Raw genomic sequence first — 24,132 nt, 5'->3', positions numbered from 1 at the left:
TCATACCAGCACCCACACTAATAGTTAAATGTCTCGCCGCTTGGGCGACAGAGGAAGGGCAAGCATGACGGTTATTCGCCAACAAGATTTTATTGAAAGCATCGAAGATGCGCTGCAGTACATCTCCTATTATCACCCACTGGATTTTATTCAGGCACTGGAAGTGGCTTATCACAAAGAGCAAAACCAGGCCGCGAAAGATGCCATTGCACAAATTCTGATTAACTCGCGGATGTCAGCCGAAGGCCATCGTCCAATCTGTCAGGATACCGGCATTGTTACCTGCTTCGTGAAGATTGGCATGGATGTGAAATGGGATAAAACAGACCTGACGGTGCAGCAAATGGTGGATGAAGGCACCCGCCGTGCTTATATGAATCCGGATAACCCGCTGCGGGCCTCTATTGTTGCCGATCCGGCCGGTTTACGTAAAAATACCAAGGATAATACGCCAGCGGTAGTGCATATCGATCTGGTGCCTGGTCATCATGTCGAAGTGATGATCGCCGCTAAAGGCGGTGGTTCAGAAAATAAAACCAAGATGGCAATGTTGAATCCGTCCGATTCTATTGTCGATTGGGTGCTGGAAACCTTGCCAAAAATGGGTGCTGGCTGGTGTCCGCCGGGCATGCTCGGCATCGGTATTGGCGGTACGGCGGAAAAAGCCGCGGTGCTGGCGAAAGAATCGCTGATGGAGCCGGTGGATATTCAGGAGTTGCTGGCCAGAGGGCCGCAAAACGCGGAAGAAAAACTGCGGTTAGAGTTGTATGAAAAAGTGAACAAACTGGGCATTGGCGCCCAGGGCTTGGGTGGCTTAACCACGGTCGTAGATGTCAAAATCAAATCAGTACCCACCCATGCGGCCTCATTGCCGGTGGTCATGATCCCGAACTGTGCTGCCACCCGCCATGTGCATTTCCATTTAGATGGTTCTGGCCCGGCCGATATTACGCCGCCGAAACTGGAAGACTGGCCGCAGGTGACCTGGGAGCTTGGTAGCAATGTGCGCCGGGTCAATCTGGATACCGTGACGCCAGAGGATGTACAAAGCTGGCAAGCCGGTGAAACTGTGCTGTTAAGCGGTAAGATGTTAACCGGCCGTGATGCGGCACACAAACGCATTGCCGATATGCTGAATAAAGGCGAAGGTTTACCACAAGGCGTCGATCTGAAAAATAAATTTATCTATTACGTTGGCCCGGTTGATGCCGTACGTGATGAAGTAGTAGGCCCGGCCGGCCCGACAACCGCGACCCGGATGGATAAATTTACCGATATGATGTTGTCGCAAACTGGTCTGCTGGGCATGATTGGTAAATCCGAGCGCGGTGATCAAACGGTTGAGAGTATCAAACAGCATAAAGCTGTTTATCTGATGGCCGTGGGCGGCGCCGCTTATCTGGTGTCGAAAGCCATTAAGAAAGCCCGGGTCGTGGCCTTTGCCGATCTGGGTATGGAAGCGATCTATGAGTTTGAAGTCGAAGATATGCCGGTAACTGTAGCAGTGGACAGCAACGGTAATAACGTGCATAAGCAGGGGCCGGCAATTTGGAAAGCCAATATTGCTGAGCTGGATGCCAAACTGAAAGCCTGATTCTAACAAGGCCGCAGCGATGACTGCGGCTTTTTACTAACTGGGGGAAGCATGAAACATCTGAGTTTAGTGGCGTTAGCACTCTTTAGTGCTGGTGCGCTGGCCAAAGGACCACTGACGGTCGAACATCTGAATCAACATAATAAAGTTGGTAATCTGGCTTTGTCGCCGGATGGCCGTTCGCTGGTTTATAGCCAGACTAACGGCGGTTTTGCGCCGGCCGATACCAGCCATGATCTCTATTTAATGCAACTGGGTGAAAATCGGCAAGTTCGCCGTTTAACCGAAAACAGCAGCCGCGAAACAGCGGTGCAGTGGCACCCGGATGGCAAGAGTATTTTCTTTTTAGCTAATCGCACTGGCAGCACCCAGCTGTGGCAACTGGCGCTGGAAGGCGGTGAAGCCCGGCAGGTGACCCGGCTACCCTTACCAATTAACGGCTTTAAACTGGCCAGCGATGGCAAAACCCTGGCGCTGAGTTTAACAGTGAAACCCGGTTGTCAGACGCTGCAATGTACGCTGGATGCCAAAGCCAAAGAAGCGGAGCGCAAAGATACGGCGCTGGCCTATGACCAGTTGATGGTACGGCACTGGGATCACTGGCTGGATCAGTATCGTGAACATCTGCACGTGGCGGTGCTCGGCGATGCCCCTGTTACTGATGCGAAAAACCTGATGGCCGACTGGAATACCAATATCGCCGGTATCAGCGAAGTGGCCTTTACGCCGGATAATCAGCAACTGGTGTTCAGTGCCAAGATCCCGGCGGTTGATCAGGCCTGGCACACTAACTTTGATTTGTTTCAGGTGTCGATTAATGGTGGTGAGAAGGTCAATCTGACGGCCGACAATCCGGCCTGGGATGCCAAACCCAAGTTCTCCAATGATGGCCGTTTTCTGGCCTATCTGGCGATGCAAAAGCCGGGCGCTGAGGCAGATCGTTTTGGCCTGATGTTGCTGGATTTGATTACCGGCGAGCGCAAAGAAGTGGCACCGAACTGGGATCGCTCGATTTCTGATTTCTATTTTGGCCGTGATAACAGAACCATCTATGTCACCACTCAGGATGTCGGGCAGTACAGCATCTACGCCATTAACACCAGTTTTGGCGATGTGATTAAACTGTATGGTGATGGCTATGCCGGTAATCTGCAAGTTGCGGCGGATAAGCTGGTGTTTACCAATCACCGGCTGAATATGCCAGCCGAAATTTTCCAGACCAATGCGGATGGTTCACAGCCACAGCAATTAACTCAGGTTAATGCCAAATGGGCCGAAGGCATTCAGTTTGGTGACTTTGAACAGTTCAGCTTTAAAGGCGCTGAAGATGCGACCGTCTATGGTTATCTGGTTAAACCCTGGAACTTTGAGCCAAACAAAAAGTACCCGATGGCCTTTTTAGTGCATGGCGGCCCACAAGGTAGCTTTGGCAATATGTTTAACGAACGTTGGAATGCCCAACTGTATGCAGCCAAAGGCTATGCGGTGGTGATGGTCGATTTCCACGGTTCTACCGGCTATGGTCAGGCCTTTACCGACTCAATCAGCCGTGATTGGGGTGGCAAGCCGCTGGTTGATCTGCAAAAAGGCTTTGCGCATGTGGTGCAGGCCTATCCGTGGATCGATGGCAACCGTGCCTGTGCGCTCGGCGCCTCTTATGGCGGCTTTATGATGAACTGGATCGCCGGTAACTGGCCGGATGGCTTTAAGTGTCTGGTCAATCATGCCGGTTTATATGATATGCCAAGTTTCTACGGCAGCACCGAAGAGCTTTGGTTTCCGGAGTTTGATTTAGGTGGCACGGCCTGGAACCCGGAGTCAGACTATCAGAAATTTAACCCGGCGGCGCATGCCGATAAATGGCAAACGCCGATGCTGGTGATCCATGGCCTGAAAGACTATCGGGTACCTTATGCGCAGGGCTTAGGCGCCTTTACTAACCTGCAGCGCAAGGGCATTGAATCGCGCCTGGTGATCTTCCCGGATGAAAACCACTGGATCTTAAAGCCGGATAACCGGGTGCGCTGGTATAACGAAGTGTTCCAGTGGCTGGAAAAATATACCCGTTAGAATGCTAGGTCGTTGTGAAAAACCCCGCGCTGTTTGGCGGGGTTTTTTATTTGCCAAAGCGTGATACGAAATGACGTAACACGCCCTAGTACTCGGCAAAAGGCTTTTCATTGCGCGAAAGCTGGCGTCGTGGTGCCGGTACGCCGTATTTTAACCGCAGACGCTCGGCAAAACCTTCACGCTCCAGCTGAAACAACATCTGCGTTAGCCTCGGGATCAGCTCCTGATGTTGTCGGTGTAGAAAATGATAATCCGGCAGGCTTTGTAGAATTTGCTCACTGATCGGGAATGTGCTAGTGGCATTGAGTTTGTATGCCGGAAACAGTACGCCATCGACTTTGCCAGTCAAAAACATTTGTTTGGCGGCATCCAGACTACCGCTGCCAATCACCTGACGCGAGGCGGGTAACTTCCGCAGTAACTCTTCGACAATTAAGCTGCCGCGAACATAGGCCAGGCTTTGGACTTGTGACAGCTGACAACCGGCACAGCGTTGCTGGTTAACATAGAGGTAAACATGGGTATCAAACAGCACATAAGGCACTGGCAACAGATTCTTATACTGTTGGTTAATATGCAGCACGCGCGCCAGCTCACCGGCCAGATTACCTTTATCGGATTCGATTAAACTGCGACCCAGCGGCACCTCGATAAACCGGGCTTCGACACCAAGCCGTTGATAAGCTTCTGTTAGCAGGCTTTGGCTATAGCGGGAAGCCGGTGAGCCCAGCGCCTGGCGAAACTCCAGCACAGACTCAGCCGGCGCGGTGGCATAAACCGGCAGCATAACACTCAAAGCTAATAACAATCCCAGAATCCGCATCAGCTATTTATAAATCCTTGTATCACCCAACACTCACCTGGCACTCACCCAACATAGCTATGGCTGACGCCTTGCAGGCAAAGACCAGGCATTGCGCCCTTAAACACGCGATATTATAACACTATTTTCGCTTACGTCAGCCAACAGGCAGGCTTAATTGTTTCTGCCAAAGGGACAATGCTTGCAGCAATTGCCGGATATTGTCCTGGATCTTTTGGTCCAGCAAGTTACCCTCGTGGTCAAAGGCGCCGCTAAAGGCATTAGCAAAGACTTCCGGCTTATTCAGGGGGTGTAAGTCCAGATAAACACAGACCTGGCGTAAATGGTATTGTGAGCGCGAGCTGCCCATACCACCGGCAGAGCCGAGGATCGCCACCGGTTTGCCGCGTAACAAGTGGTTATCCGGCTCCCGTGAGGCCCAATCCAGCGCATTTTTCAACGCTGGCGCCAGTGAGTAATTGTACTCCGGACAGGCCAGTAGCAGGGCATCCGCCTCGGCAAACTCTTGCAGCAGGGTGCTTACGGCCGCGGGTTTCTCTGCCAGATCGGCATTATAGAAAGGCACATCCAGCAAATCGGCAATATGGATCTTCATACCGGTGGGGGCGTTTGCCTGGGCAAAACGCAATAAACCGCGGTTAGTCGAGCGGGCGCGTAAACTACCACAGATCGCAAGCACCTTAATTGTCATAACTTATCCTCGTCATAGCTAAATACCCTTAACAGCTTAGCTGAATTTAGGGTGTGTTGACGTTTGCTGCTTAGATTTTGTTCGCTAGCGCGGACTCTTCAGGCCGCAAACATCACTACGCCCATGGATTTTTACTGCAGTTCGACTCTCTGGCAGTTGGCGGTCTTAGCTGCTAGAATGCCGCAGTCTGGTGAGCAACGTGCTTGAAAAGGGAATCAGGTGGAATACCTGAACTGTACCCGCAACTGTGAAACGCGCTGCAGCTAATACCACTGTGTCAGTATTGATAACGGGAAGGTGGCTGTGGGTTATCGCGTTAAGTCAGGAGACCTGCCAGAACACGAATTATGCCTTTGATACGCCCGTGCGGGAATACACGGTAGCGCCTTTGCCCGGCCTGCAGCTTGCACTGCCGGTTGTCCTTGGTTGCTGCCCATTAACTAACTGGACAATCGCGTGAGCGCCATTTATTCATTACAGCAAATTAGTCTGAGCTATCCGCAGCAGCGCCAGCGCACTCAGGTGCTGCAGGATATTAGCCTGGAGCTGGCACCCGGTGAGCTGGTGGGAATTATTGGCCCGAATGGTGCCGGCAAAAGCTCGTTGCTGTCGCTGTTAAGTGGTTGTCCGGCGCCGGACAGTGGCAAGCTGTTGTTTGCCGGTAAATCTCTGGCCAGCATCCCACTACGGCAATTAGCCAGGCAGCTGGCATTCTTACCGCAGCATAATCCACCTTTAACCGGTTTAAGCTGTTATCAGGTGGCTGCACTTGGGCTCTTGCCGCACAAAAGTTGGTTTGAACCGGATAACGATTATGACCGGCAACAAGTGTTGCTGGCGCTCAGTCAAACCGGTTTGCTGGAGAAACAACAGCAGCCGGTCGAGAGCCTGTCGGGTGGCGAATGGCAACGCCTGACGTTGGCCCGGGCACTGGTACAACAGGCCAGTGTGTTATTGCTGGACGAGCCGACTAATCATCTGGATGTGAAACATCAGCATCAGTTGCTTCAACTGCTGTTGCAGCTGAAAAAAACCGTCATTTGCGCTATCCATGATCTGGATCTCGCTGCGCGCTATTGTCACAAATTATTGCTGTTGGACCAGGGCAAGGTGCGTGCCTTTGGTCGTCCGGAACAGGTGTTGCAACCGGCATTACTGAGCGAGGTATTTGAGTTACCGGTAGCAGTCAGTCAGCATCCGCAATATGGTTGGTGGCAGGTACAGTTTATCAGCCCGCAGGTCGCATTATGAGCCGCTGGACCCGTTATTACCCGTTGGCGTTAACTGCGCTCGCACTGGTGTTGCTGGTAAGTGTCGTGATAAGCCTGTTGCTTGGCAGTGTCTCCTTTCCGTTGTCGACGCTGGCGGCGGCACTGCAGTTCAACGGGACTGAGCCACTGGCCGAAACCATTATCTGGCAACTGCGGTTGCCACGGGTACTGACTGCCTTACTGGTTGGGGCTGGCTTAGCGGTCAGCGGCGCTGTGTTACAAAATGCCAGCCGTAATCCACTGGCCGATCCTTATTTATTTGGTTTGATGGCCGGTGCAGCACTGGGCGCGACTATTGTCAGCATCGTGTTGCCAGAGCAGCAACTGAGTATGGCGCTGGGTGCCTTTGTCGGGGCCATGCTGGCGATTGTGCTGGTGCTGGCGGTAGCCATGCGTCAGCAACGACAACGCATTGAGATCACGCTGTTAGCCGGGGTAGCGGTATCCTTTATGCTCAGTGCTATCAGCAGCTTTATTTTGTATTTTGCCGAGCCCTTTGCCGCCAACCGGGTGATTTTCTGGTTAATGGGCAGTTTAAGCCGCAGCAGCTGGCAAAGCTTAATGTTAATTGGCCCTCCGGTCGTCTTGTTGTTGTTGCTCGCGCTGGCACTGCGCCGGCAACTGGATGCACTGTTATTATCAGACAGTAGCGCCCGCAGCCTCGGCATCCGGCCCGAGCGGCTGCGCCTGGTGTTGCTGATTGCCACGGCGCTGGTCAGTGCGGTGATTGTGTCACAATGCGGCGGTATCGCCTTTGTCGGTCTGTTGGTGCCACATATGGTGCGTTATTTGTTTGGTGTCACCGCTGTACCCTTACTGCTGGGATCGGCCTTATTGGGCGCGGTCTTTATGTTGTGGGTCGATAATCTATCACGGACCTTGTTGGCACAGCAGGAAATCCCGCTAGGGGTCATTACCTCAGTGCTGGGAAGTCTCTTTTTCTTATTGTTGCTACGGCGACGGGTGTAATGGGGAGTACAGATGTCAGAGCAGCTTAAACAACAGCAGCATCAGGCCAGACAGCAACGGCTAAAAGCCCAGGTTGATGCGGCGGTGGCCCGTGCCAATATTGAGAAAGGGCTGCTATTGGTGTTAACCGGCAATGGTAAGGGGAAATCCACCGCTGGTTTTGGTACTGTGGCCCGTGCTGTCGGACATGGCTTAACGGCAGCGGTGGTGCAGTTTATTAAAGGTAGCTGGGACTGTGGTGAGCGTAATTTGCTGCAGCAGCATGGCGTGGAGTTTGCGGTAATGGCCACCGGCTTTACCTGGGATACGCAGGATCGGGCCGGTGATATTGCCGCGGCAGAGTTGGTGTGGCAGGAAGCGGAGCGATTTTTGGCTGACGACAGCATCGACCTGGTGCTGCTGGATGAACTGACCTATATGCTAACCTTCCATTATCTGCCGCTGGAGCGGATTGAACAGGCACTGTTAAATCGGCCGCCAAAACAACATGTGGTGATCACCGGCCGCGCCTGTCATCGTCGTTTAATTGAGTTAGCTGACACGGTCAGTGAGGTACAGGTGGTGAAACATGCTTTCGATGCTGGTGTCAAAGCGCAGCGCGGTCTGGATTGGTAAGATGCGCCCATATCTGCTGCTTTGCCTGCTACTGTGGCTGCCTTTAAGTAGCCAGGCCGCGACCAGCGCAGTACCGCAGCGGCTGATCAGCCTGACCCCGCATCTGACCGAATGGGTGTATTTGCTGGACGCCGGTGAGCGGCTGGTGGCGGTGAGCGATTATTCCGATTATCCGGAGGCGGCCAAAACCTTGCCGTCCTTCAATACCTTCGGTGCCTTAAATGTCGAGGCGATCCTGGCGCTAAAGCCGGATTTGGTGCTGGCCTGGCGTGGCGGTAATCCGGAGGCCGATTTACAGCGCCTGCAGCAATTCGGCATCCGGGTGTTTTATTCTGAGCCGGTATTACTGGATGATATTGCCAGCGAGCTTGTTGAGTTAGGGCAGCTACTGGGTCAGGCAGAGCAAGGACAACAGCAGGCTGCTGCTTTCCGGCAACGACAACAGCAACTGGCGGCACAGTATCAGGCTAAACCAGCAGTGCCGGTATTCTTTGCGCTCGGGACTGAGCCTTTAATGACGGTTGCCAATCAAGCCTGGCCAGCGCAGGTATTATCGCTGTGTGCGGCACAAAATATCTTTGCCGATGCGAAAACCGATTATCCGCAGGTAGCGCTGGAGCAGTTATTAGCCCGCCAGCCAGCAGTAATAGTGCAGGCTAGCCGCGAAGCGAAAACTGAGCATAATGCGTTCTGGCAGCGCTTTACGCAGCTACCGGCGGTACAGCAGCACGCCTTTATCACGCTGGATGCTAACCAGCTATACCGCGCGACGCCACGGATCCTGGATGCTGCAGCGACCTTGTGTCAGCAGTTGGCAATTTATCGGAAACCCGTCCTACAGTAACTCGAGTTGATAATCGCCGCTGGCAAAGGCGGCGGCCAGCTCATGTGAGCGCTGCAGGACTTCCTGCCAATAGGCGATACGCTCAGCATCGGGCAGTTTAAAGTCTTTGCGATCCGGTATCTTGGCATAGGGCAGGCTGCGCACCCAGGCGTCACTGGGGCAGAGGATCACCACATTATGCAGCAGCGCCGGCTTCACCCGGCGCCAGGGCAGGGCTTTATCAAACCAGCCCGGCGTCAGGCTGGGGTAAAAATGTGGGTAGAGCACCAGTCCCTGTTCAGTAAAGGACTGATTAAAATGATAGTCGGTAATGCCGCCGTCAAAATAGCGGCCCGGTTTGGCGTGGCTAATATTCTCAATCGGTTCCAGTACCATCGGGATGGAGCCACTGGCAAGAATCGCCGCTTTCAGATTGTCATCGTTTAGGGCGACATGTTCGGTCGGCAGTTCCGCACTGTGCATCAGAGAGGCGCAGGCTCCGGGCGCATAAAAATGTACCCGCTGATAAAAAAATTGCAGTAAGGAGCGGTTCAGCAGGTTGGCAGTAGCGGTCAGGCCGAGCGCTGCACCCTGTAACAGGCTGTTGCGGGTGCGGGTCAGACCTTTCGCCCGATCAACAATCAGATGTAGCTTCATCACCGGATTATCCAGCACTTCGCGACAATGGTTGGCTGTTGGCAGGACCTGGTCGATAATGGCATGCGAGATCCGGGTAATCAGCTTCAGATCGGCACCTTTCGGGTAGCAGATCTCCGAATAGGCTTTGGCGAAACGGGCTGATGCGGCGACGGCATCCTGCTGGGCATAGCAGCTAAAACGCCAGGCTCCGGCGGAGCTGCCTAATAAATGTAATGGTTTCTGACGGCCGGCAAAAAACTCAGATAACAGATACTGATCTAAACCATAGAGGCAAAACCATTTCGGACCGCCGCTGGCGCCGACCATCACCTCAATATCATCCGCCTTCAGGCCAGCCTGCTGGATATGGCGCCAGGCGGTAGCACCGGCTAATACGCGTAGTGGTGACTGCACTGTCACTCCTCTTCTGACTGCTAGTTTCCAAACAATGTCTGATGCATCCGTTCGGCGTAATCGTCAGTCATTCCGGAAAGATAATCGCAAATAACCCGCTGTTTGGCAGTGTTATCAACCGCAGCCTGCCAGCGGGCCTGGGTATTTAGCGGTAACAAGCGCTGTGGATCTGAGCTAAAGGCATCGAACAACTTTAACAGCATATTCTGACAGCGAAAACGCGACTGCTGGATCTCCGGCAGCTGGATCACGCAGCGGTAAACCAGATTTTTCAGGGTCTGTAACATATGCTGCTCAGCATCTGCCAGCCGGGCATTGTAGCGGATCAGCGGTTCTTGGCAAGACGGCAGGCTTTGATAGAGGCTAACCGAGGTAATTAACTGATTAACCAGTGAGCCAATGGCATCTTTGCGTAAATGATGTTTGGGACTAAATAACTTAGTGGCCAGTTCGGCCAGCTGTCGCTGATATGCTTGATCCAACTGGGCAAAAGGTGCGGCAGTAAAATCCTGCCATTGTTGATAGCGCAGGTTGCCAAGCACTATCGCATCTTCCAGATCATGCACGCCATAAGCGATATCGTCGGCCAGTTCCATAATGGAGGCATCCAGAGACTTGTGGCAGGACTTTTGCCACGGCGACTGTGTCAGCTGTTGTACCTGCTGAAAGCTTTGCCGATCGGCTGCACTGAGCGGCGCCAGCACCCAGTCCAGAATATCACTGTCGGCGGCGAAAATGGCCTTAGCAGGTTTCCAATCGGCCAGACTAAGTGGATTATCGACGCTGGGCAGCAGTGGGATTTCGGGTTGTAATACCGGGTACTTCAGCAAGCCAAGCAGGGTGCGGCGGGTAAGGTCCATACCATGAAACTCGGTATAGGGTTCAAGCTTGGCAACGATCCTTAACGTTTGGCCATTACCCTCAAAGCCACCATAGGCTAACATTTTAAAGTTCAGTGCGGTTTCACCGCCATGACCAAAGGGCGGATGCCCCAAATCATGCGCCAGACAGAGTGCTTCCATCAGGCTATCATCGGGTAATAAGCCTTGCAGCGCTGGTGGACAATTTAATCTTAGTTGGTTAACCAGGCCAGTGCCTATTTGCGCGGCTTCCAGCGAGTGAGTCAGGCGGGTGCGGTAAAAATCGTTCTGACCGATGCCGAGGATTTGGGTTTTCGACTGCAGACGGCGAAATGCTGCCGAGTGCAATACTCTGGCCCGGTCGCGCTGCCAGGGCGTACGGTGATCTCTGGGTCTGTTATCCGGCGCATCAGAGCGCCGGGCTTGCCATTTTTCCGTCATCCTAGTCCACCAATTAATAACGATTCAGTAACTTATCATAAAGTAAATGCGATCCAGAAGCGATGCTAAAGCATTATCTAGTTTAAACTTCGCTGGTGTCGGTTTTTTAAACTAAATGGTGCTCTAGACTTCCTTAAATTTACACTGTATAAATAAACAGTTTCGGATAATAACGCAGTCAGCGTACTGAGGAGTCAAAAAATGGCAGTGATCACCAAATATGTCGTGGAACGCAGTGGAGTAGAAAAAATGACCTTTACCAGTAAAGCGGAAGCCGATGCCTACGATAAAATGCTTGATACGGCTGATGCGCTACAGGTGTTGTTGTCTGCGTCTAATCAGCTGACAGATGAAGCTCAGGCAGAGGCGCTGGCACTGTATCTGGCGCAGCAAAAAGAGCCCTTGCTGGTGGCGCTGGGCGTTAAAAAAGCGGCCAAAGCCGGCAAGCAGGACAGCGAGGAGCAGACCACAGCAAAGCAGGATGATACCAGCAGCAAAGGGCTGAAAGCTGTTGCTGCCGGCCACGCCGCCTGATTTGGCATCGCATCACGCCAGGATCCCCTAGGACAACGCTAAGCCATCCGCTTTATGCGGCGGCTTAGCGATTGCCTTGGGCTAAGCCTGTTTACCGGCTGTGGCTCGCGCCGTGATTTTTTGCTGCCAGTAATGCTGCAGATCGCGTTTTACTTCCGGCAATAATAAGTACAGCGCCAGGATATTCGGCACTGCCATCAAAAAAATCATCGAATCGATAAAATCAAACACCGCCATAATGCTCGGCACCGCTCCCATCGATACCATGCCACAGAACAGCAGTTTGTATAGCGTAGTGAGTCGGGGGTGGGTGCCGACGATATAACGCCAGCCGGTCAGGCCATAGTAAGACCAGCTGAGTACCGTCGAAAAGCCAAACAGCAGCAAGGCCACCATCAAGACCAGTGGGAACCAATCGAATACCGAGGCAAAAGCACTGGAGGTAATTTGCACGCCGTCCAGCCCCTGCATCTGATAGGCACCGGTCAGAATAATCACCAGTGCAGTAATAGTGCAGATCACCACCGTATCAATAAAGGGCTCTAGCAGGCCAACAAAACCCTGGGATACTGGATCCTTGGTTTTCGCGGCGGCATGGGCGATCGGTGACGAGCCGATGCCGGCTTCATTGGAGTAAGCGGCACGGCGAAAACCCTGAATTAACACACCAATAAAACCACCGTAGGCGGCGTCGGGAGCAAAGGCGCTTTGGACAATCAGCCAAAGTGCAGCCGGTACCGCAGAGAGATGGCTGCCAATCACGATCAGCGCTGCCAGCAGGTAGATGGCGCACATTAGCGGCACCAGCTTGCTGGTGACATTGGCGATACTTTTAATGCCGCCGATAATCACAGCGCCAATCAACGCAGCGTAGATCGCGCCAAACAACCAGGCATTATCAAAGCCAGTGACGCTTTGTACCTGCACAAAGCCCTGATTCACGTGCACAAAGCCAGCTGAGCCAAAGATCACGGCAATGGAGAAGAATACTGCCAGCGCGCTGCCAAGCCAGGGTAACTGATATTTATCCAGCGCCGCCTTAATATAGTACATCGGCCCGCCGGAGACGCTGCCATCCGCATTAAGCTGGCGGTACTTCACCGCCAGCGTACATTCCACAAATTTGGTCGACATGCCAAGCAGGCCGGCCATAATCATCCAGAAGGTCGCGCCGGGACCACCCAAACTAATGGCTACTGCCACCCCGGCAATATTACCGGTACCAACGGTACCGGATAAGGCTGTGGTCAGGGCTTTATAGGGCGAAATCTCGCCGCTGCTGCCGGCTTCCGGCTTGGCAAATAAGCGCCGGATAGCGTAGCCAAAGCCGCGGATATTAATAAACCCGAGATAAAAGGTAAAAATCAGGGCGCCACTGATCAGCCAGATCATCACCAGCGGGATTGGTACCCCATTAAAGGAAAAGGCATAAAACACTACAGCGGCCAGCTGATTGGTAAAGGCTTCAAAGCTGGCCTGGAACGAGAACTCCGCAGACATATTGCTATCCGGATGGCTATTGACTGTCGGAGCATACCTGCTAACTGTGGCGCTGACAATACAGCAGGCACTGACAGTACCCTGAATGCGATTAACCGCGGATTCAGATAGTTGAGCTAAGCTTTATTGCGTTAAGGTCTGTCAGACCGCGAAATAGGAGAGGGACTATGTGGATAAAAACAGCTTTGCTGACGGTACTCTTATTTATGCTACAAGGCTGCGCCGCCGGTTTAAATGCTACCCCGGCTGAGCAGCGCACTGCTATTAATGAGATGCGGCAGCAGGTGCTAACTGAGTTGTATCGCGAGAAAACCAGTGCCCGGCCTGAAGTCGCCAGCGCACCGGGCTATGCGGTATTTAGCAATGCCAATGTCAATCTGCTGCTGGCCAGCTTTGGTGGTGGTTATGGCGTGGTGCGTAACAACCGTAGCGGCGCCGATACCTATATGCGCATGGGCGAGGTCGGTGTCGGCTTGGGCGCCGGTGTGAAAGACTTTCGCTTAGTGATGGTGTTTCACACTGAGCAGGCGATGAACCGTTTTATTGAACAGGGCTGGGCCTTTGGTGCTCAGGCGGACGCCGCCGCCAAAGCCGGTGACAAAGGCGCTGCCGTCGGGGCTGAAGCCAGTGTTGATGAGGTGACTATCTATCAGTTTACTGAAGCAGGCCTGGCGTTACAGGCTACCATCAAAGGAACTAAATTCTGGGTCGACCGTAAGCTGAACTAAGCGCCAGGTTAAGAGCCGCTGCGGCCTGTTGTCAGGCCGCAGCCATCTGCAGCTTAATATTGACTGTAGCTTTGTAAGAACTGGCCCAGGCGGCTAATCGCCTGCGTCAGTTGTTCTTTGTGCGGTAGCGTGACAATACGGAAATGATCCGGCTCTGGCCAGTTAAAAGCCCGGCCATGCACCAGTAATACCTTGTGCTGGCGCAGAAAATCCAGCACAAACAGCTCGTCGTCCTGAATCCGGTATTTTTTAAGATCGATCTTCGGAAACAGATACATCGCTCCCTTGGGGCGCATACAGCTGATGCCATCAATCTCGGTCACCAGTTTGTGCGCCAGATCCATCTGATCATATAACCGCCCACCCGGTACCACCAGCTCATTAATACTCTGATAGCCACCCAGCGCGGTTTGTACTGCATGCTGGCAGGGCACGTTGGCACAAAGCCGCATCGAGGCCAGAATATTCAAGCCTTCGATATATTGGCGTGCCGCCTGCTTGGCGCCGGAAATAAATAACCAGCCAATGCGAAAACCGGCGATGCGGTAATTTTTTGATAAGCCACCAAAGGTCAGCATCACCAGATCGTCGGCCAGCGCGGCAGTGCTAACATGCTCAGTGCCATCGTACAGCACCTTGTCGTAGATCTCGTCGCTAAGCACCACCAACTTATGCTCGCGTGCGACCTGCAGTAACTGACGCAGAAAATCCGCACTATAGACAGCGCCGGTCGGATTATTCGGGTTAATCAGGACCAGGGCCCGGGTTTTTTTGCTGATTTTCGCTTTGATATCATCCAGTGCCGGCAGCCAGTCCTGTTGCTCATCACACAGGTAATGTACCGCCTTACCACCAGCCAGATTCACTGCGGCGGTCCACAGCGGATAATCCGGCATCGGCACCAGCACTTCATCACCATTATTCAACAGTGCCTGCAGCGACATCAGGATCAGCTCCGAGACGCCATTACCGATATAGACATCATCCGCATCGGCACCGAGAATACCACGTTGCTGGTAGTACTGTGCTACCGCCACCCGGGCCGGATAGATACCCTGTGAGTCTGAGTAGCCCTGTGCCGTTGGCAGGTTGTGGATCACATGCTTAAGAATTTCATCCGGCGCTTCAAAACCAAAGGGCGCCGGGTTACCAATATTCAGTTTCAGAATGCGGTGGCCTTCTTCTTCCATCCGTTTCGCTTCACGTGCCACCGGGCCACGAATATCGTAACAGACCCCATCCAGTTTATTTGACCGTTCTACCGCTTTCATCTTGTTTGCCTGCTTCAGTAAAATATCCATCCAGACAGCTAAAACTGCCTATGGCAGTGTTTCTCAGTACAGAAAAATTTGCAATATTTTCAGGCAATAAAACAGAAAAAAAGCGCAGTTCGAACTTTTTCATCGAATCCTGGCCTTATTGGCGGTAGAATATGCGGCCGTTTTGGTCGTTATTTGTACAAATCCAGTATTAAAGGTGGTGAATGCTCTTAATTCGTAAATTGATTCTGCTACTGTTTTGGCTTTGGGTAGTTATTGCTATCGCCAGCCCTTTTAGTCAGCTGGAACCAATTAAAGAGCCGGAAGCCTTGGAAGAATGGCAGATCCCAAGCCGGCTGACTGCGTTATCAGAAGCGGATCAGAAAAAGCTACTGCAGCGCCTGGCGTATCCGAAAGCAGATATTCCAAAACAGCCATTACCGGACTTTAATGCGATCCGCGACATTAACCGCAAAAAACAGGCCTTTTTTGATTACCTGCGGCCACATGTAAAACGCGAGAACCAGCGTTTACTCTGGTTGCGCGAGCAGCTATTAGATATTGCGGAAAAGAAGCAGAAAAACCTGCGTATCTCGCTGGAAGAATACGCTTTTTTATACAGCCTGTATGAAGAGTTTAAACTGGATGTGGCCGAAACCGATCCCCAGGCGTTGCAGGAGCTGTTAAAGCGGGTGGATATTCTGCCGGAAAGTCTGGTGTTGATGCAGGCTGCCAATGAATCAGCCTGGGGTACCAGCCGCTTTGCGGTCGAGGGTTATAATTTCTTTGGGCAATGGTGTTTCCGGGAGGGCTGTGGCCTGATCCCACAAAATCGTGCCGAAGATCAGTTTCATGAAGTTGCCCGCTTCGATAGCCCGGCGGCCAGTATCCGTAGTTACTTCTACAACCTGAATACCTTTCATACTTATGAGAAGCTGCGGCATATCCGGGCTGAGCACCGCGCTGATAATAAGCCGCTGCGTGGTGAAGCCCTGGCGCACGGTTTAAGCGCGTATTCTGAACGCGGTCATGAGTATATTGAAGAAATCACTGCCATGATCCGTTTTAATCGCCGTCTGCTGGAAGAGTAAGCAAGCTAGAATTAAAAAGCCCGGTTTTAACCAGGCTTTTCTAAAGCAAAATACTTAAGGTAGATTGCGGCTAAACTAGCTTAGTTCTACCGTCTGATGCACGCTCAGCTCTTCATCATCCTGCTCAAAACCTACCGGCACTGATGGTACGGCCGGTTTATCAAAGGCAGTATCACCATCGCCGTTTAACGGGCTGTCTTTGCTGATGGCTTTAAAATCGAACAAACTGTTATCGGCCAGATGCGAAGGAATAATATTTTGCATTGCCTGGAACATGGTTTCAATGCGGCCGGGGAAGCGCTTATCCCAATCCTGCAGCATTTCTTTTACCACCTGCCGCTGTAAACCATCCTGTGAGCCACAGAGGTTGCAGGGGATGATGGGGAAGCCTTTCGCCACTGAGTATTTTTCAATATCTTTTTCTTTGCAGTAGGCCAGTGGCCGGATCACGATATGTTCACCATTGTCGCTGATCAGCTTGGGCGGCATCGACTTCATCTTGCCGCCGTAGAACATATTTAAAAACAAGGTTTCCAGCATATCATCGCGATGATGACCCAGCGCTATCTTGGTCGCGCCCAGCTCCTTTGCCGTACGATATAAAATACCGCGGCGCAGCCGTGAGCACAGTGAGCAGGTGGTTTTACCTTCCGGGATCTTCTCTTTGACGATCGAGTAGGTGTCTTCAGTAACAATTTTAAAATCGACGCCGATGCTGCTTAAATATTCCGGTAACACATGCGCCGGGAAGCCGGGTTGTTTCTGATCCAGGTTAACTGCAACGATGCTGAAATTCACCGGCGCAGATTGCTGCAGATTAAGCAGGATATCTAACAGCGTATAGGAGTCTTTGCCGCCGGATAAACAGACCATGATCTTGTCACCTTCGCTGATCATGCCAAAATCAGCAATGGCCTGGCCGACATTACGGCGCAGCCGTTTATACAGCTTGTTCAGATTATATTGGGCTTTCGCTTGTGCCGCGTGAGACATCATTAACTACCAGACAGAAAAAAGGCGCACATTATACCCAAGGGTGCGCCTGTTCAAAAGAGGCAGAGGCTGGAAGGCTAGGATTTCTCCAGCGGACAGACAAAATTGGCCGGTTTTAAGGCCAGCACATCACAATCCAGACGGTCAATCACATGCTCAGCGGTATTACCGATAATGGCCGCCGATAACCCAGTACGGCCGATAGTGCCAATTAATACCATCTCGGCATCAAGCTGCCGTGCCAATTTCGGGATCACATCTTCCGGCATCCCTTCCAGCACATGACATTGCTCTGCCGGGATCTGATGTTCGGCTGCCAGTTGCTTCACGGCATCCTTATGATGTCGCTGCATGGTGCTGTTATATTCCTGCGGATTAAATTCCGGGATCTCGATGGCGATATTAACCGGAGTACCGGGGTAGGCATTCACCAGATGCACCCTGGCATTTAGCATGGCAGCCATTTGTTTAGCTTTATCAATCACCCTGTTATTCAGGGATTTATGATGCTCCTGCTCACTGCCGGCATTAACAGCGGCGATAATATTACCTTGCGCCGGCCAGGCATGCTCTTTTACCAGCAGCACCGGGCAGGGGCATTTGCGCAAAATATGCCAGTCAGTTGGGGTGAAAATCATGGATTTCAGCACATCGTGGTCATGGGTGCCTTTGATCACCAGATCAAAGTTATGCTCCAGCACAGCTTTGACGACGGCTTCGAACGGTCTGTTGTGCCAGACCACCTGAATACTGATCTCCAGTCCTTGCGCCTGAGCCTGCTGCAGTAAGCCACTGACCCAGATTTCGCGATCTTTAATCACCGCCTGCTTCATTGCTTCGCGTTCGTCACCGGATAGCATGGTGGTCATCTCATAGGAGAATTCGTATACCGATAAAAACGCGGTCAGTTTACCGCCTTGTTTGCGGCTTAGCTCCAGGGCGCGGTCGAGGGCTTTCTGTTGTTCAGTCGTGGGATCTAATACCACTAAAACATTGTTATAAATCGACATAATGACTCCGGTTACCAGGTTGATGCACGCAATCTGTTAGATTAAGTGTAGTCAACATAACCGGAGTTGGTAGGCTGGCCTTTGTGTTAAATCAACAAAATACCGATTAACACTGACCGGCGAGGTTACTTAAGGCAGGGGCATCTAAAATGGTTATCAGTTTGCCATCCACTTCGATGATCTGATCTTTATGTAATTTACTCAGCAGCCTGCTAATGGTTTCAACGGTTAAACCCAGGTAATTGCCGATATCACTGCGGGTCATGGTCAGGCGGAAGGCTTTGGAGGAAAAACCACGGTTACCGTAGCGCGAGGCCAGATGGTTTAAAAAGGTGGCCAGTTTTTGTTCGGCAGTTTTGCGGTTTAACAGCAACAACATCTGCTGATCAGCCTGGATATCCTGACTCATCAGCCGCATCATCTGCTGCCGTAACTTGGGTAGCTGGTCCAGTAACATTTCCAGGTTGTTAAAGGGGATCTCGCAAATCATGCCGGTTTCCAGCGCTTCGGCGTAGCTCATATGCTGCTGGGTATTAATCGCATCAAAACCGATAATATCGCCGGGTAAATGGAAGCCGGTAATTTGCTGCTCACCTTGCTCGGTCAGGGTAAAGGTTTTAAAGGAGCCGGTACGCACAGCATACAGTGCTTTCAGGGCGGTGCCGCTTTCAAACAGGATATCGCCTTTATGCAACGGTCGTTTGCGCTGAATAATGTCATCCAGCTTGGTCATTTCCTGATCGTTGAGTGAAAACGGCAGGCACAACTGACTAAAACCACAATCCTGACAATTAATCGCCGAGCGTTGCATCGAATAAACCCTGAATTCCCTAATATAGTAGCTAGCTTAAAAAACTAACCTCTGCAAAGCAAGCCATATCGTATAAATGCCGTAGATAGCCAGTATAGCGGCGGTGCTATAGCGAAACCACAAGGCGCTTTTCAGCTGGCGCAGTAGCTGTGCGGCGCCACCAACGGCCAGGATCGCCGGCAAGGTGCCCAAGCCAAAGCTCAGCATCAGCAGGGCACCATGCCAGGGGCTGCCGCTGGCCAGACTCCAGCTAAGGGTCGAATAGACCAGACCGCAGGGCAAAAAGCCCCACAGCAGGCCATACCGATAGGCTTTAGTCGCTGAGTCAAGTGGTAACAGCGCCTTGGTATAGGGCTGGACGCGCTGCCAGAGCTTTTGACCAAGTCGTTCCAACTGCGTCAGACCAAACCAGAGTCGGGCAATATAGAGTGCCATAGCAACCAGTAAGACGCCTGCCAGCAAGCGTAACCAGAGCATGGAGGCGCCAGCCAGCTGCATTGCGGTCAGACCAAAGTAGCCGACCAGGGCACCAAACAGGCTGTAGGTGGTTAAGCGGCCGGCACTGAGAAGCAGAGGGTAAGTATAACCTGAGTGGCGGCGCTCAGCCGGCACGCTAAGTTGCAAGGCACTGGCAATGCCGCCGCACATTACCAGACAGTGACTGCTGCCCAGCAGGCCGATCAGCAGCGCGGCCAGATAATCAGGGCTCATCTTTGTCCGCGGATGGTTTTGGCTTATTGTCCTCGTCAAACAGGATGCTCAGCCCTTCTTTTTCCAGATCTTCAAACTGTTTCGAGCGCACCGCCCAGAAGAAAATCCAGATCCCCATTGCGACAAAGAAGATGGCTATCGGGATAAGTACGTAAATGATGCTCATTTCTTTAGTAACCTCAATGAATTCGATACCACCAATAACGAGCTGAACGACATACCGATCACTGCAATATAGGGCGAGACAAAACCAGCTACGGCCAGCGGAATAATAATCAAATTATAACCGACAGACCATCCGAGATTTTGCCTTATCACGCTGGCGGTGGTTTTGCCACCTTTAAGCAATGCGGCTAACAGACTCACATCGGGTTTTAATAACACCACATCAGCCTGATTTTTAGACAGATCGGCGCCTGAGTGCACTGCAACCGAAATATGGGCAGCGTTAAAGCCCGGGCTGTCGTTAATGCCATCGCCCAGCATCAGTACCTGCTTGCCTTCGCTAATCAGCTGCTGGATATGCGTCACTTTTTGTTCTGGCGTACAGCCTTTATGCATAAAGTTAAGCTGTAATTCGCTGGCCAGTTGCTCGGCCTGTGATGAGCTGTCGCCGGTTAACATCCCCAATTGATAGCCCTGTTGTTGTAAACTGGCGAGCAGCGCCGGAACTTCCGGCCGTACTCTGTCACTCAGGGTCACAGCGGCTATCGGCTGCTGGTTAATCGTCAGATAGACCATGGCGCCGCTGACAGTGCGGCTTAGCTGACAAAAACTGGCACTGCCGACCCGCACCGCGTGTTGTTGCCAGTACCCGCTGATCCCGGCACCGACACTGACCGTTACCTGTTGCAGCTCTTCGGCAGCTGTCTGATAGGGCGCAAAGGCTCGGGCTATCGGGTGTTCGGAGTAACGTTCCAGATTTGCAATCAGATTCAGTGCCTGTTGCTCAGTGTAAGCCGTGCTTAGCATCTCGACGCTTTCGACACTAAACTTACCTTCGGTCAGGGTGCCGGTTTTGTCCAGTACAATATGGGTGATCTGTGGCAAGGCTTCTAACGCCTGAGCGTTTTTGATCAGTATGCCCTGACGGTTGAGGCGGGCGAGGGCACAGGTAATGGCGGTCGGCGTCGCCAGGCTAAGGGCACAAGGGCAGGTTGCCACCAACACCGAGAGCGTCACCCAAAATGCGCGATCCGGATTCCACCAGAAATACCAGAGGCCGAAGGTTAGCACGGCAATCACCAGTAAACGCTCGACGAAGTACTTCGCCAACTGATCGGTTTTCTCGACCAGCTTGGGCTTTTGACTCAGCGTTTGTTGTTGCAGCTGGATAATTTGTCCCAGCCGGGAGTGTGCCAGTACTTCAGTGACCTGAATGGTCAGTAAGCCATCGTGATTAATACTGCCGGCCAACACCTGCTCACCAGCCATTTTGCTGATCGGCCGGTATTCACCGGTCAGCATCGACTCGTCAACTGAGCTCTGACCTTCCAATACTATACCGTCTGCCGGTAGGGTTTCACCGGCTTTTACCAGGATCCGATCGCCTGGTTGCAGGCGCCGTGCCGATGTCGCTTGCGGCCCGCTATCAGTTAGCTGGGTGGCGGTTACCGGCATAATTTTCAGCAAGTTGCTGGTGGCTTCGCGCGCCTGTGCCCGGGCCCGGTATTCAAAAAACTTGCCCAGTTGCAGCAGGAAAATAAACATACATACCGACTCAAAATAGACTTCACCGGTATGAAAGACGGTGGCATAGGACGACGCCAGATAGGTATACCACAGCGCCAGGCTGACCGGCACATCCATATTCATCTGCCGGGCCTTAATGCTGCGCCAGGCGCTAACCGTAAAGGGCTTACCGGCATACAACAACACCGGTAGCGTTAATAACAAACTGATCCAGCGTAGGTAGCCTTCGTGCGATTTTTCAATGCCGGTGAACTCACCAAAATACAGGCCAAATGCCAGCATCATCACCTGCATAGTCAGAATACCAGACACCGCCAGTCGTTTCAGGTAGCGGTTCAGTTCCTGCTTAAAGGTTTGTTCTTCCTGATCGGCGACAAAGGGGCTGGCCTGATAACCAAGGGCGGCGATGCGGCTTAAGATCTGGCTTAGCGGCAACGCCTTGCTATCCCAGCGCAATAAGGCGCGCTGAGTGGAGGAATTAATAGTCACGCTGGCGATCTGCGGCTGTTTTTTTAGCTGCTTTTCAATTAACCAGGCACAGGCGGCGCAGCTCATGCCGGAGATGGACAATTCCAGCTCGGTCAGCTCGCCCTGCTGCCGGCTGATATCGGCCAGTACCTCGGGCTGATCAAAGTTTTCCAGCTCTGCCGCCAGTTGCGCCGGCATGGCAGCAACCTTGGTCGCTGACTCAGTACGAAAGCGGTAATAGTCGGCTAAACCATTCTGGATAATGGTATCGGCCACAGCCTGACAACCAGCGCAACAAAAGGGCTGCGCTGTGCCATCAATCTGCAGGGTGAAACGGTCACCGGTGAGTACCGGCTCATGGCAGTGAAAACATTTCAGGTCGCCCAAGACGCCTATTCCTTCGTACTTAAGGTTAGTTATAACCGAGTTTAATTTCCTGCTCTGCCGGCAGGGTTAGATTGGCTTTTAAGCGCCATTCATTAGAGTCATCTGAGACGGTCAGGCGCCAGCGACCATTCGGTGTCAGCGGCAGGGTGGCCACGTACAGCAATTCGCCACTACGCTCAGCGTCGACGGCAAAATCCTGTGCGCCGAGGGTCGGATGGTAAAAATCAAGGTGGATCTTGTCACCCAAGACGGCATTTTCGGCAAAACGCACCACAGCACGGTTACCTGCCACCAGTATATGCGCGTCCAGATTACGCAGGGCAGCTTCGCGATATTTGGCCAGCTGCAGATTTATACTTCTGCCCGCAGCATAATAATCGTCGATTACTACTTCCGGTTTATGCTGTTGCATCACCACTATGGTGTGCACAGCTTTTAATGCCGTAATCACCGGAATGGCAATCAGGATCCAGGGCCAGAGTTGTTTATACCAGGGTTTGGTGTCCAGTTGCATCAGTTACCTCTTTTATAAAACTAAGCCCCGGAACGGGGCTTAGATTCTAACAGAATGTCAGGCTGAGTGTCAGCGCAGGTCTTCCGGATTCGCCAGACGATAGACGTAGGCCGTCAGGATATGTACCTTATCTTCGCCCAGTGTCTCCTTAAAGGCTGGCATCACACCAAAACGGCCATGACGCAGCGTTTCTTCGATATCCTTGGCAGAGCCACCGTATAACCAGATATTATTGGTCAGGTTTGGCGCGCCAAACGGCAGATTATGCGCCACGCTACCGCGACCATCGACACCGTGACAGGCGGCACACATACCAAACTTGGCTTTACCGGCTTCGGCGTCTTTTTCATTTACCGCACGGCCAGACAGTTGCAGGACATAGGCCGTCATCTCGCGGATACCCTGATCGCCCAGCGCTGCTTCCCAACCTGGCATGGCCGCTTTACGACCGTACAGCAGAGTTTCTTTGATTTTTTCCGGTGTGCCGCCATACAACCAGTCGTTGTCGGTCAGGTTCGGATAGCCACGCTGACCGCGGGCATCTGAGCCGTGACACAGGGCGCAGTTCTGCAGGAACAAGCGCTGACCGATTTTCAGGGCTTCGGTATCATAGGCCAGATCCAGCACATCACGTTTGGCGAACGCCTGGAACACCGGGCCAAAGACCTCATCGGCACGGGCATTTTCCACATCCAGCTGCACATGGCGGCCTTCAGCGCGGGCTAACTCCACCGCCTGGCGTGACTCCTCCAGAGACTTAATTCCCTGGTTAGAGCTGGTCCAGTTCAGGAAACCCTTATAGTTACCCAGGCCCGGATAGGCAGCCAGATAGAATACCGACCAAATCAGGGTGGCGAAGAACATATAGGTCCACCACTTTGGCAGGGGGTTATTCAGTTCTTTTAAGCCATCCACTTCATGATTGGTGGTTTCGTCTTCCGGCACACCGACATAGTTTTTCAGGTTCCACACCAACAGCACTACACAAAGTACTAATACTGGGATAGTCAGTACCCAAATCCAAAGATTCCAGAAGCTACTCATGCTCCTTCTCCCGTTTTGAATGTTGTTTTTCTGAATCCGGTTCGTCGTCAAACACCAGGTTAGCGGCCTCATCAAAATCTGGCTTACGCTTTTTGCTGTAAGCCCAGATAACAAAGGCGACAAAGCCAACGAACAGGATCACGGTCAAAATGCTGTGAACTGTTGCAAATTCCATAGCGC

At 52.4% G+C, this 24,132-nt stretch carries 25 protein-coding genes and 1 riboswitch; of the genes, 9 read left to right on the top strand and 16 right to left on the bottom strand.

Features of this window, described 5'->3' with window-relative positions; all coding sequences use genetic code 11:
• Positions 1–64: 64 nt before the first annotated feature.
• Together AJE_RS01895 and AJE_RS01890 are read left to right on the top strand one after the other, a co-directional pair.
• Positions 65–1,594, top strand: coding sequence for a fumarate hydratase (locus AJE_RS01895; RefSeq protein ID WP_008610238.1), 1,530 nt, complete (start codon positions 65–67; stop codon positions 1,592–1,594).
• Positions 1,595–1,645: 51 nt separating this feature from the next.
• Complete coding sequence (locus AJE_RS01890) at positions 1,646–3,664, top strand: S9 family peptidase (protein WP_008949404.1); 2,019 nt, start codon at positions 1,646–1,648, stop codon at positions 3,662–3,664.
• 85 nt (positions 3,665–3,749) lie between these two features.
• Here the strand turns inward: AJE_RS01890 and AJE_RS01885 are convergent, their stop codons facing one another.
• Together AJE_RS01885 and AJE_RS01880 are read right to left on the bottom strand one after the other, a co-directional pair.
• Positions 3,750–4,487 (bottom strand): hypothetical protein, encoded by a 738-nt coding sequence (locus tag AJE_RS01885; protein WP_008949403.1) that lies wholly within the window; start codon positions 4,485–4,487, stop codon positions 3,750–3,752.
• A gap of 136 nt (positions 4,488–4,623) precedes the next feature.
• A complete protein-coding gene (locus AJE_RS01880; RefSeq protein ID WP_008610241.1) occupies positions 4,624–5,178 on the bottom strand; it encodes an NADPH-dependent FMN reductase in 555 nt (184 codons plus the stop codon).
• A gap of 171 nt (positions 5,179–5,349) precedes the next feature.
• A riboswitch (cobalamin riboswitch) is annotated at positions 5,350–5,530 on the top strand.
• A 104-nt stretch (positions 5,531–5,634) separates the two neighbouring features.
• Here AJE_RS01880 and AJE_RS01875 point away from each other — a divergent pair.
• Genes AJE_RS01875 through AJE_RS01860 form a run of 4 tightly spaced genes read left to right on the top strand, consistent with a single transcriptional unit; the run spans position 5,635 to position 8,877 of the window.
• Positions 5,635–6,429: an ABC transporter ATP-binding protein gene (locus AJE_RS01875; protein WP_008949402.1), complete on the top strand. Its 795-nt coding sequence runs from the start codon at positions 5,635–5,637 to the stop codon at positions 6,427–6,429.
• Positions 6,426–7,418 (top strand): FecCD family ABC transporter permease, encoded by a 993-nt coding sequence (locus tag AJE_RS01870; RefSeq protein ID WP_008949401.1) that lies wholly within the window; start codon positions 6,426–6,428, stop codon positions 7,416–7,418. Before AJE_RS01875 ends, AJE_RS01870 begins: the two co-directional genes overlap by 4 nt.
• A gap of 12 nt (positions 7,419–7,430) precedes the next feature.
• Positions 7,431–8,033: a cob(I)yrinic acid a,c-diamide adenosyltransferase gene (gene cobO, locus AJE_RS01865; RefSeq protein ID WP_008949400.1), complete on the top strand. Its 603-nt coding sequence runs from the start codon at positions 7,431–7,433 to the stop codon at positions 8,031–8,033.
• A gap of 1 nt (position 8,034) precedes the next feature.
• Positions 8,035–8,877, top strand: a complete 843-nt coding sequence (locus AJE_RS01860; RefSeq protein ID WP_138984185.1) for a cobalamin-binding protein — start codon at positions 8,035–8,037, stop codon at positions 8,875–8,877.
• Here AJE_RS01860 and AJE_RS01855 read toward each other — a convergent pair.
• Together AJE_RS01855 and AJE_RS01850 are read right to left on the bottom strand one after the other, a co-directional pair.
• Entirely contained in the window at positions 8,869–9,909 is a 1,041-nt protein-coding gene (locus tag AJE_RS01855; protein WP_008949398.1) for a patatin-like phospholipase family protein, read from the bottom strand. The genes AJE_RS01860 and AJE_RS01855 overlap by 9 nt on opposite strands.
• 20 nt (positions 9,910–9,929) lie before the next feature.
• Positions 9,930–11,210, bottom strand: a complete 1,281-nt coding sequence (locus AJE_RS01850) for an anti-phage deoxyguanosine triphosphatase (protein ID WP_008610248.1) — start codon at positions 11,208–11,210, stop codon at positions 9,930–9,932.
• A 201-nt stretch (positions 11,211–11,411) separates the two neighbouring features.
• Between AJE_RS01850 and AJE_RS01845 the strand changes: the two genes are divergently transcribed.
• Complete coding sequence (locus tag AJE_RS01845; RefSeq protein WP_008949397.1) at positions 11,412–11,744, top strand: YebG family protein; 333 nt, start codon at positions 11,412–11,414, stop codon at positions 11,742–11,744.
• 81 nt (positions 11,745–11,825) lie between these two features.
• Here the strand turns inward: AJE_RS01845 and AJE_RS01840 are convergent, their stop codons facing one another.
• On the bottom strand, positions 11,826–13,244 hold the full coding sequence (locus AJE_RS01840; protein ID WP_008949396.1) for an alanine/glycine:cation symporter family protein: 1,419 nt from the start codon (positions 13,242–13,244) through the stop codon (positions 11,826–11,828).
• 167 nt (positions 13,245–13,411) lie between these two features.
• On the opposite strand from AJE_RS01840, the gene AJE_RS01835 reads away from it, so the two are divergent.
• The gene (locus tag AJE_RS01835) at positions 13,412–13,972 is read left to right on the top strand and encodes a lipid-binding SYLF domain-containing protein (RefSeq protein ID WP_008949395.1); all 561 of its coding nucleotides are present in this window, start codon (positions 13,412–13,414) and stop codon (positions 13,970–13,972) included.
• 53 nt (positions 13,973–14,025) lie between these two features.
• Here the strand turns inward: AJE_RS01835 and AJE_RS01830 are convergent, their stop codons facing one another.
• A complete protein-coding gene (locus tag AJE_RS01830; protein WP_008949394.1) occupies positions 14,026–15,243 on the bottom strand; it encodes a pyridoxal phosphate-dependent aminotransferase in 1,218 nt (405 codons plus the stop codon).
• On the bottom strand, positions 15,218–15,376 hold the full coding sequence (locus tag AJE_RS18520; RefSeq protein ID WP_008610253.1) for a hypothetical protein: 159 nt from the start codon (positions 15,374–15,376) through the stop codon (positions 15,218–15,220). The genes AJE_RS01830 and AJE_RS18520 overlap by 26 nt, the downstream gene beginning before the upstream one ends.
• Before the next feature lie 79 nt (positions 15,377–15,455).
• On the opposite strand from AJE_RS18520, the gene AJE_RS01825 reads away from it, so the two are divergent.
• Positions 15,456–16,322, top strand: coding sequence for a glucosaminidase domain-containing protein (locus tag AJE_RS01825; RefSeq protein WP_008949393.1), 867 nt, complete (start codon positions 15,456–15,458; stop codon positions 16,320–16,322).
• Positions 16,323–16,397: 75 nt separating this feature from the next.
• Here the strand turns inward: AJE_RS01825 and ttcA are convergent, their stop codons facing one another.
• The 9 genes from ttcA to AJE_RS01780 form a co-directional block, all read right to left on the bottom strand.
• On the bottom strand, positions 16,398–17,315 hold the full coding sequence (gene ttcA, locus AJE_RS01820) for a tRNA 2-thiocytidine(32) synthetase TtcA (RefSeq protein ID WP_008949392.1): 918 nt from the start codon (positions 17,313–17,315) through the stop codon (positions 16,398–16,400).
• Between the two features lie 77 nt (positions 17,316–17,392).
• The gene (uspE, locus tag AJE_RS01815; protein WP_008610256.1) at positions 17,393–18,325 is read right to left on the bottom strand and encodes a universal stress protein UspE; all 933 of its coding nucleotides are present in this window, start codon (positions 18,323–18,325) and stop codon (positions 17,393–17,395) included.
• Between the two features lie 106 nt (positions 18,326–18,431).
• A complete protein-coding gene (fnr, locus tag AJE_RS01810) occupies positions 18,432–19,136 on the bottom strand; it encodes a fumarate/nitrate reduction transcriptional regulator Fnr (protein WP_008949391.1) in 705 nt (234 codons plus the stop codon).
• A gap of 36 nt (positions 19,137–19,172) precedes the next feature.
• Positions 19,173–19,847 (bottom strand): sulfite exporter TauE/SafE family protein, encoded by a 675-nt coding sequence (locus tag AJE_RS01805; protein WP_008949390.1) that lies wholly within the window; start codon positions 19,845–19,847, stop codon positions 19,173–19,175.
• Positions 19,837–20,013 (bottom strand): cbb3-type cytochrome oxidase assembly protein CcoS, encoded by a 177-nt coding sequence (ccoS, locus tag AJE_RS01800; protein WP_008949389.1) that lies wholly within the window; start codon positions 20,011–20,013, stop codon positions 19,837–19,839. Before ccoS ends, AJE_RS01805 begins: the two co-directional genes overlap by 11 nt.
• Positions 20,010–22,394, bottom strand: a complete 2,385-nt coding sequence (locus AJE_RS01795; protein ID WP_008949388.1) for a heavy metal translocating P-type ATPase — start codon at positions 22,392–22,394, stop codon at positions 20,010–20,012. Before AJE_RS01795 ends, ccoS begins: the two co-directional genes overlap by 4 nt.
• Positions 22,395–22,419: 25 nt before the next feature.
• Complete coding sequence (locus AJE_RS01790; RefSeq protein WP_008610261.1) at positions 22,420–22,908, bottom strand: FixH family protein; 489 nt, start codon at positions 22,906–22,908, stop codon at positions 22,420–22,422.
• Between the two features lie 69 nt (positions 22,909–22,977).
• Entirely contained in the window at positions 22,978–23,952 is a 975-nt protein-coding gene (gene ccoP, locus AJE_RS01785; protein WP_008949387.1) for a cytochrome-c oxidase, cbb3-type subunit III, read from the bottom strand.
• Entirely contained in the window at positions 23,945–24,127 is a 183-nt protein-coding gene (locus AJE_RS01780; RefSeq protein ID WP_008610266.1) for a cbb3-type cytochrome oxidase subunit 3, read from the bottom strand. The genes ccoP and AJE_RS01780 overlap by 8 nt, the downstream gene beginning before the upstream one ends.
• Positions 24,128–24,132 lie beyond the last annotated feature (5 nt).

Origin of the sequence: Alishewanella jeotgali KCTC 22429, assembly GCF_000245735.1 — a bacterium.
Taxonomy (GTDB): Bacteria; Pseudomonadota; Gammaproteobacteria; order Enterobacterales; family Alteromonadaceae; genus Alishewanella; species Alishewanella jeotgali.
This window is presented reverse-complemented; position numbering and strand designations above follow the sequence as displayed.

What these genes read in the sequence shown, in the direction of transcription:
- AJE_RS01895 (WP_008610238.1), top strand. Translation starts at nt 65, where the DNA reads ATGACGGTTATTCGCCAACAAGATTTTATTGAAAGCATCGAAGATGCG.
- AJE_RS01890 (WP_008949404.1), top strand. Translation starts at nt 1,646, where the DNA reads ATGAAACATCTGAGTTTAGTGGCGTTAGCACTCTTTAGTGCTGGTGCG.
- AJE_RS01885 (WP_008949403.1), bottom strand. Translation starts at nt 4,487, where the DNA reads ATGCGGATTCTGGGATTGTTATTAGCTTTGAGTGTTATGCTGCCGGTT.
- AJE_RS01880 (WP_008610241.1), bottom strand. Translation starts at nt 5,178, where the DNA reads ATGACAATTAAGGTGCTTGCGATCTGTGGTAGTTTACGCGCCCGCTCG.
- AJE_RS01870 (WP_008949401.1), top strand. Translation starts at nt 6,426, where the DNA reads ATGAGCCGCTGGACCCGTTATTACCCGTTGGCGTTAACTGCGCTCGCA.
- cobO (WP_008949400.1), top strand. Translation starts at nt 7,431, where the DNA reads ATGTCAGAGCAGCTTAAACAACAGCAGCATCAGGCCAGACAGCAACGG.
- AJE_RS01860 (WP_138984185.1), top strand. Translation starts at nt 8,035, where the DNA reads ATGCGCCCATATCTGCTGCTTTGCCTGCTACTGTGGCTGCCTTTAAGT.
- AJE_RS01850 (WP_008610248.1), bottom strand. Translation starts at nt 11,210, where the DNA reads ATGACGGAAAAATGGCAAGCCCGGCGCTCTGATGCGCCGGATAACAGA.
- AJE_RS01845 (WP_008949397.1), top strand. Translation starts at nt 11,412, where the DNA reads ATGGCAGTGATCACCAAATATGTCGTGGAACGCAGTGGAGTAGAAAAA.
- AJE_RS01840 (WP_008949396.1), bottom strand. Translation starts at nt 13,244, where the DNA reads ATGTCTGCGGAGTTCTCGTTCCAGGCCAGCTTTGAAGCCTTTACCAAT.
- AJE_RS01835 (WP_008949395.1), top strand. Translation starts at nt 13,412, where the DNA reads ATGTGGATAAAAACAGCTTTGCTGACGGTACTCTTATTTATGCTACAA.
- AJE_RS01830 (WP_008949394.1), bottom strand. Translation starts at nt 15,243, where the DNA reads ATGAAAGCGGTAGAACGGTCAAATAAACTGGATGGGGTCTGTTACGAT.
- AJE_RS18520 (WP_008610253.1), bottom strand. Translation starts at nt 15,376, where the DNA reads ATGAAAAAGTTCGAACTGCGCTTTTTTTCTGTTTTATTGCCTGAAAAT.
- AJE_RS01825 (WP_008949393.1), top strand. Translation starts at nt 15,456, where the DNA reads ATGCTCTTAATTCGTAAATTGATTCTGCTACTGTTTTGGCTTTGGGTA.
- ttcA (WP_008949392.1), bottom strand. Translation starts at nt 17,315, where the DNA reads ATGTCTCACGCGGCACAAGCGAAAGCCCAATATAATCTGAACAAGCTG.
- uspE (WP_008610256.1), bottom strand. Translation starts at nt 18,325, where the DNA reads ATGTCGATTTATAACAATGTTTTAGTGGTATTAGATCCCACGACTGAA.
- fnr (WP_008949391.1), bottom strand. Translation starts at nt 19,136, where the DNA reads ATGCAACGCTCGGCGATTAATTGTCAGGATTGTGGTTTTAGTCAGTTG.
- AJE_RS01805 (WP_008949390.1), bottom strand. Translation starts at nt 19,847, where the DNA reads ATGAGCCCTGATTATCTGGCCGCGCTGCTGATCGGCCTGCTGGGCAGC.
- ccoS (WP_008949389.1), bottom strand. Translation starts at nt 20,013, where the DNA reads ATGAGCATCATTTACGTACTTATCCCGATAGCCATCTTCTTTGTCGCA.
- AJE_RS01790 (WP_008610261.1), bottom strand. Translation starts at nt 22,908, where the DNA reads ATGCAACTGGACACCAAACCCTGGTATAAACAACTCTGGCCCTGGATC.
- ccoP (WP_008949387.1), bottom strand. Translation starts at nt 23,952, where the DNA reads ATGAGTAGCTTCTGGAATCTTTGGATTTGGGTACTGACTATCCCAGTA.
- AJE_RS01780 (WP_008610266.1), bottom strand. Translation starts at nt 24,127, where the DNA reads ATGGAATTTGCAACAGTTCACAGCATTTTGACCGTGATCCTGTTCGTT.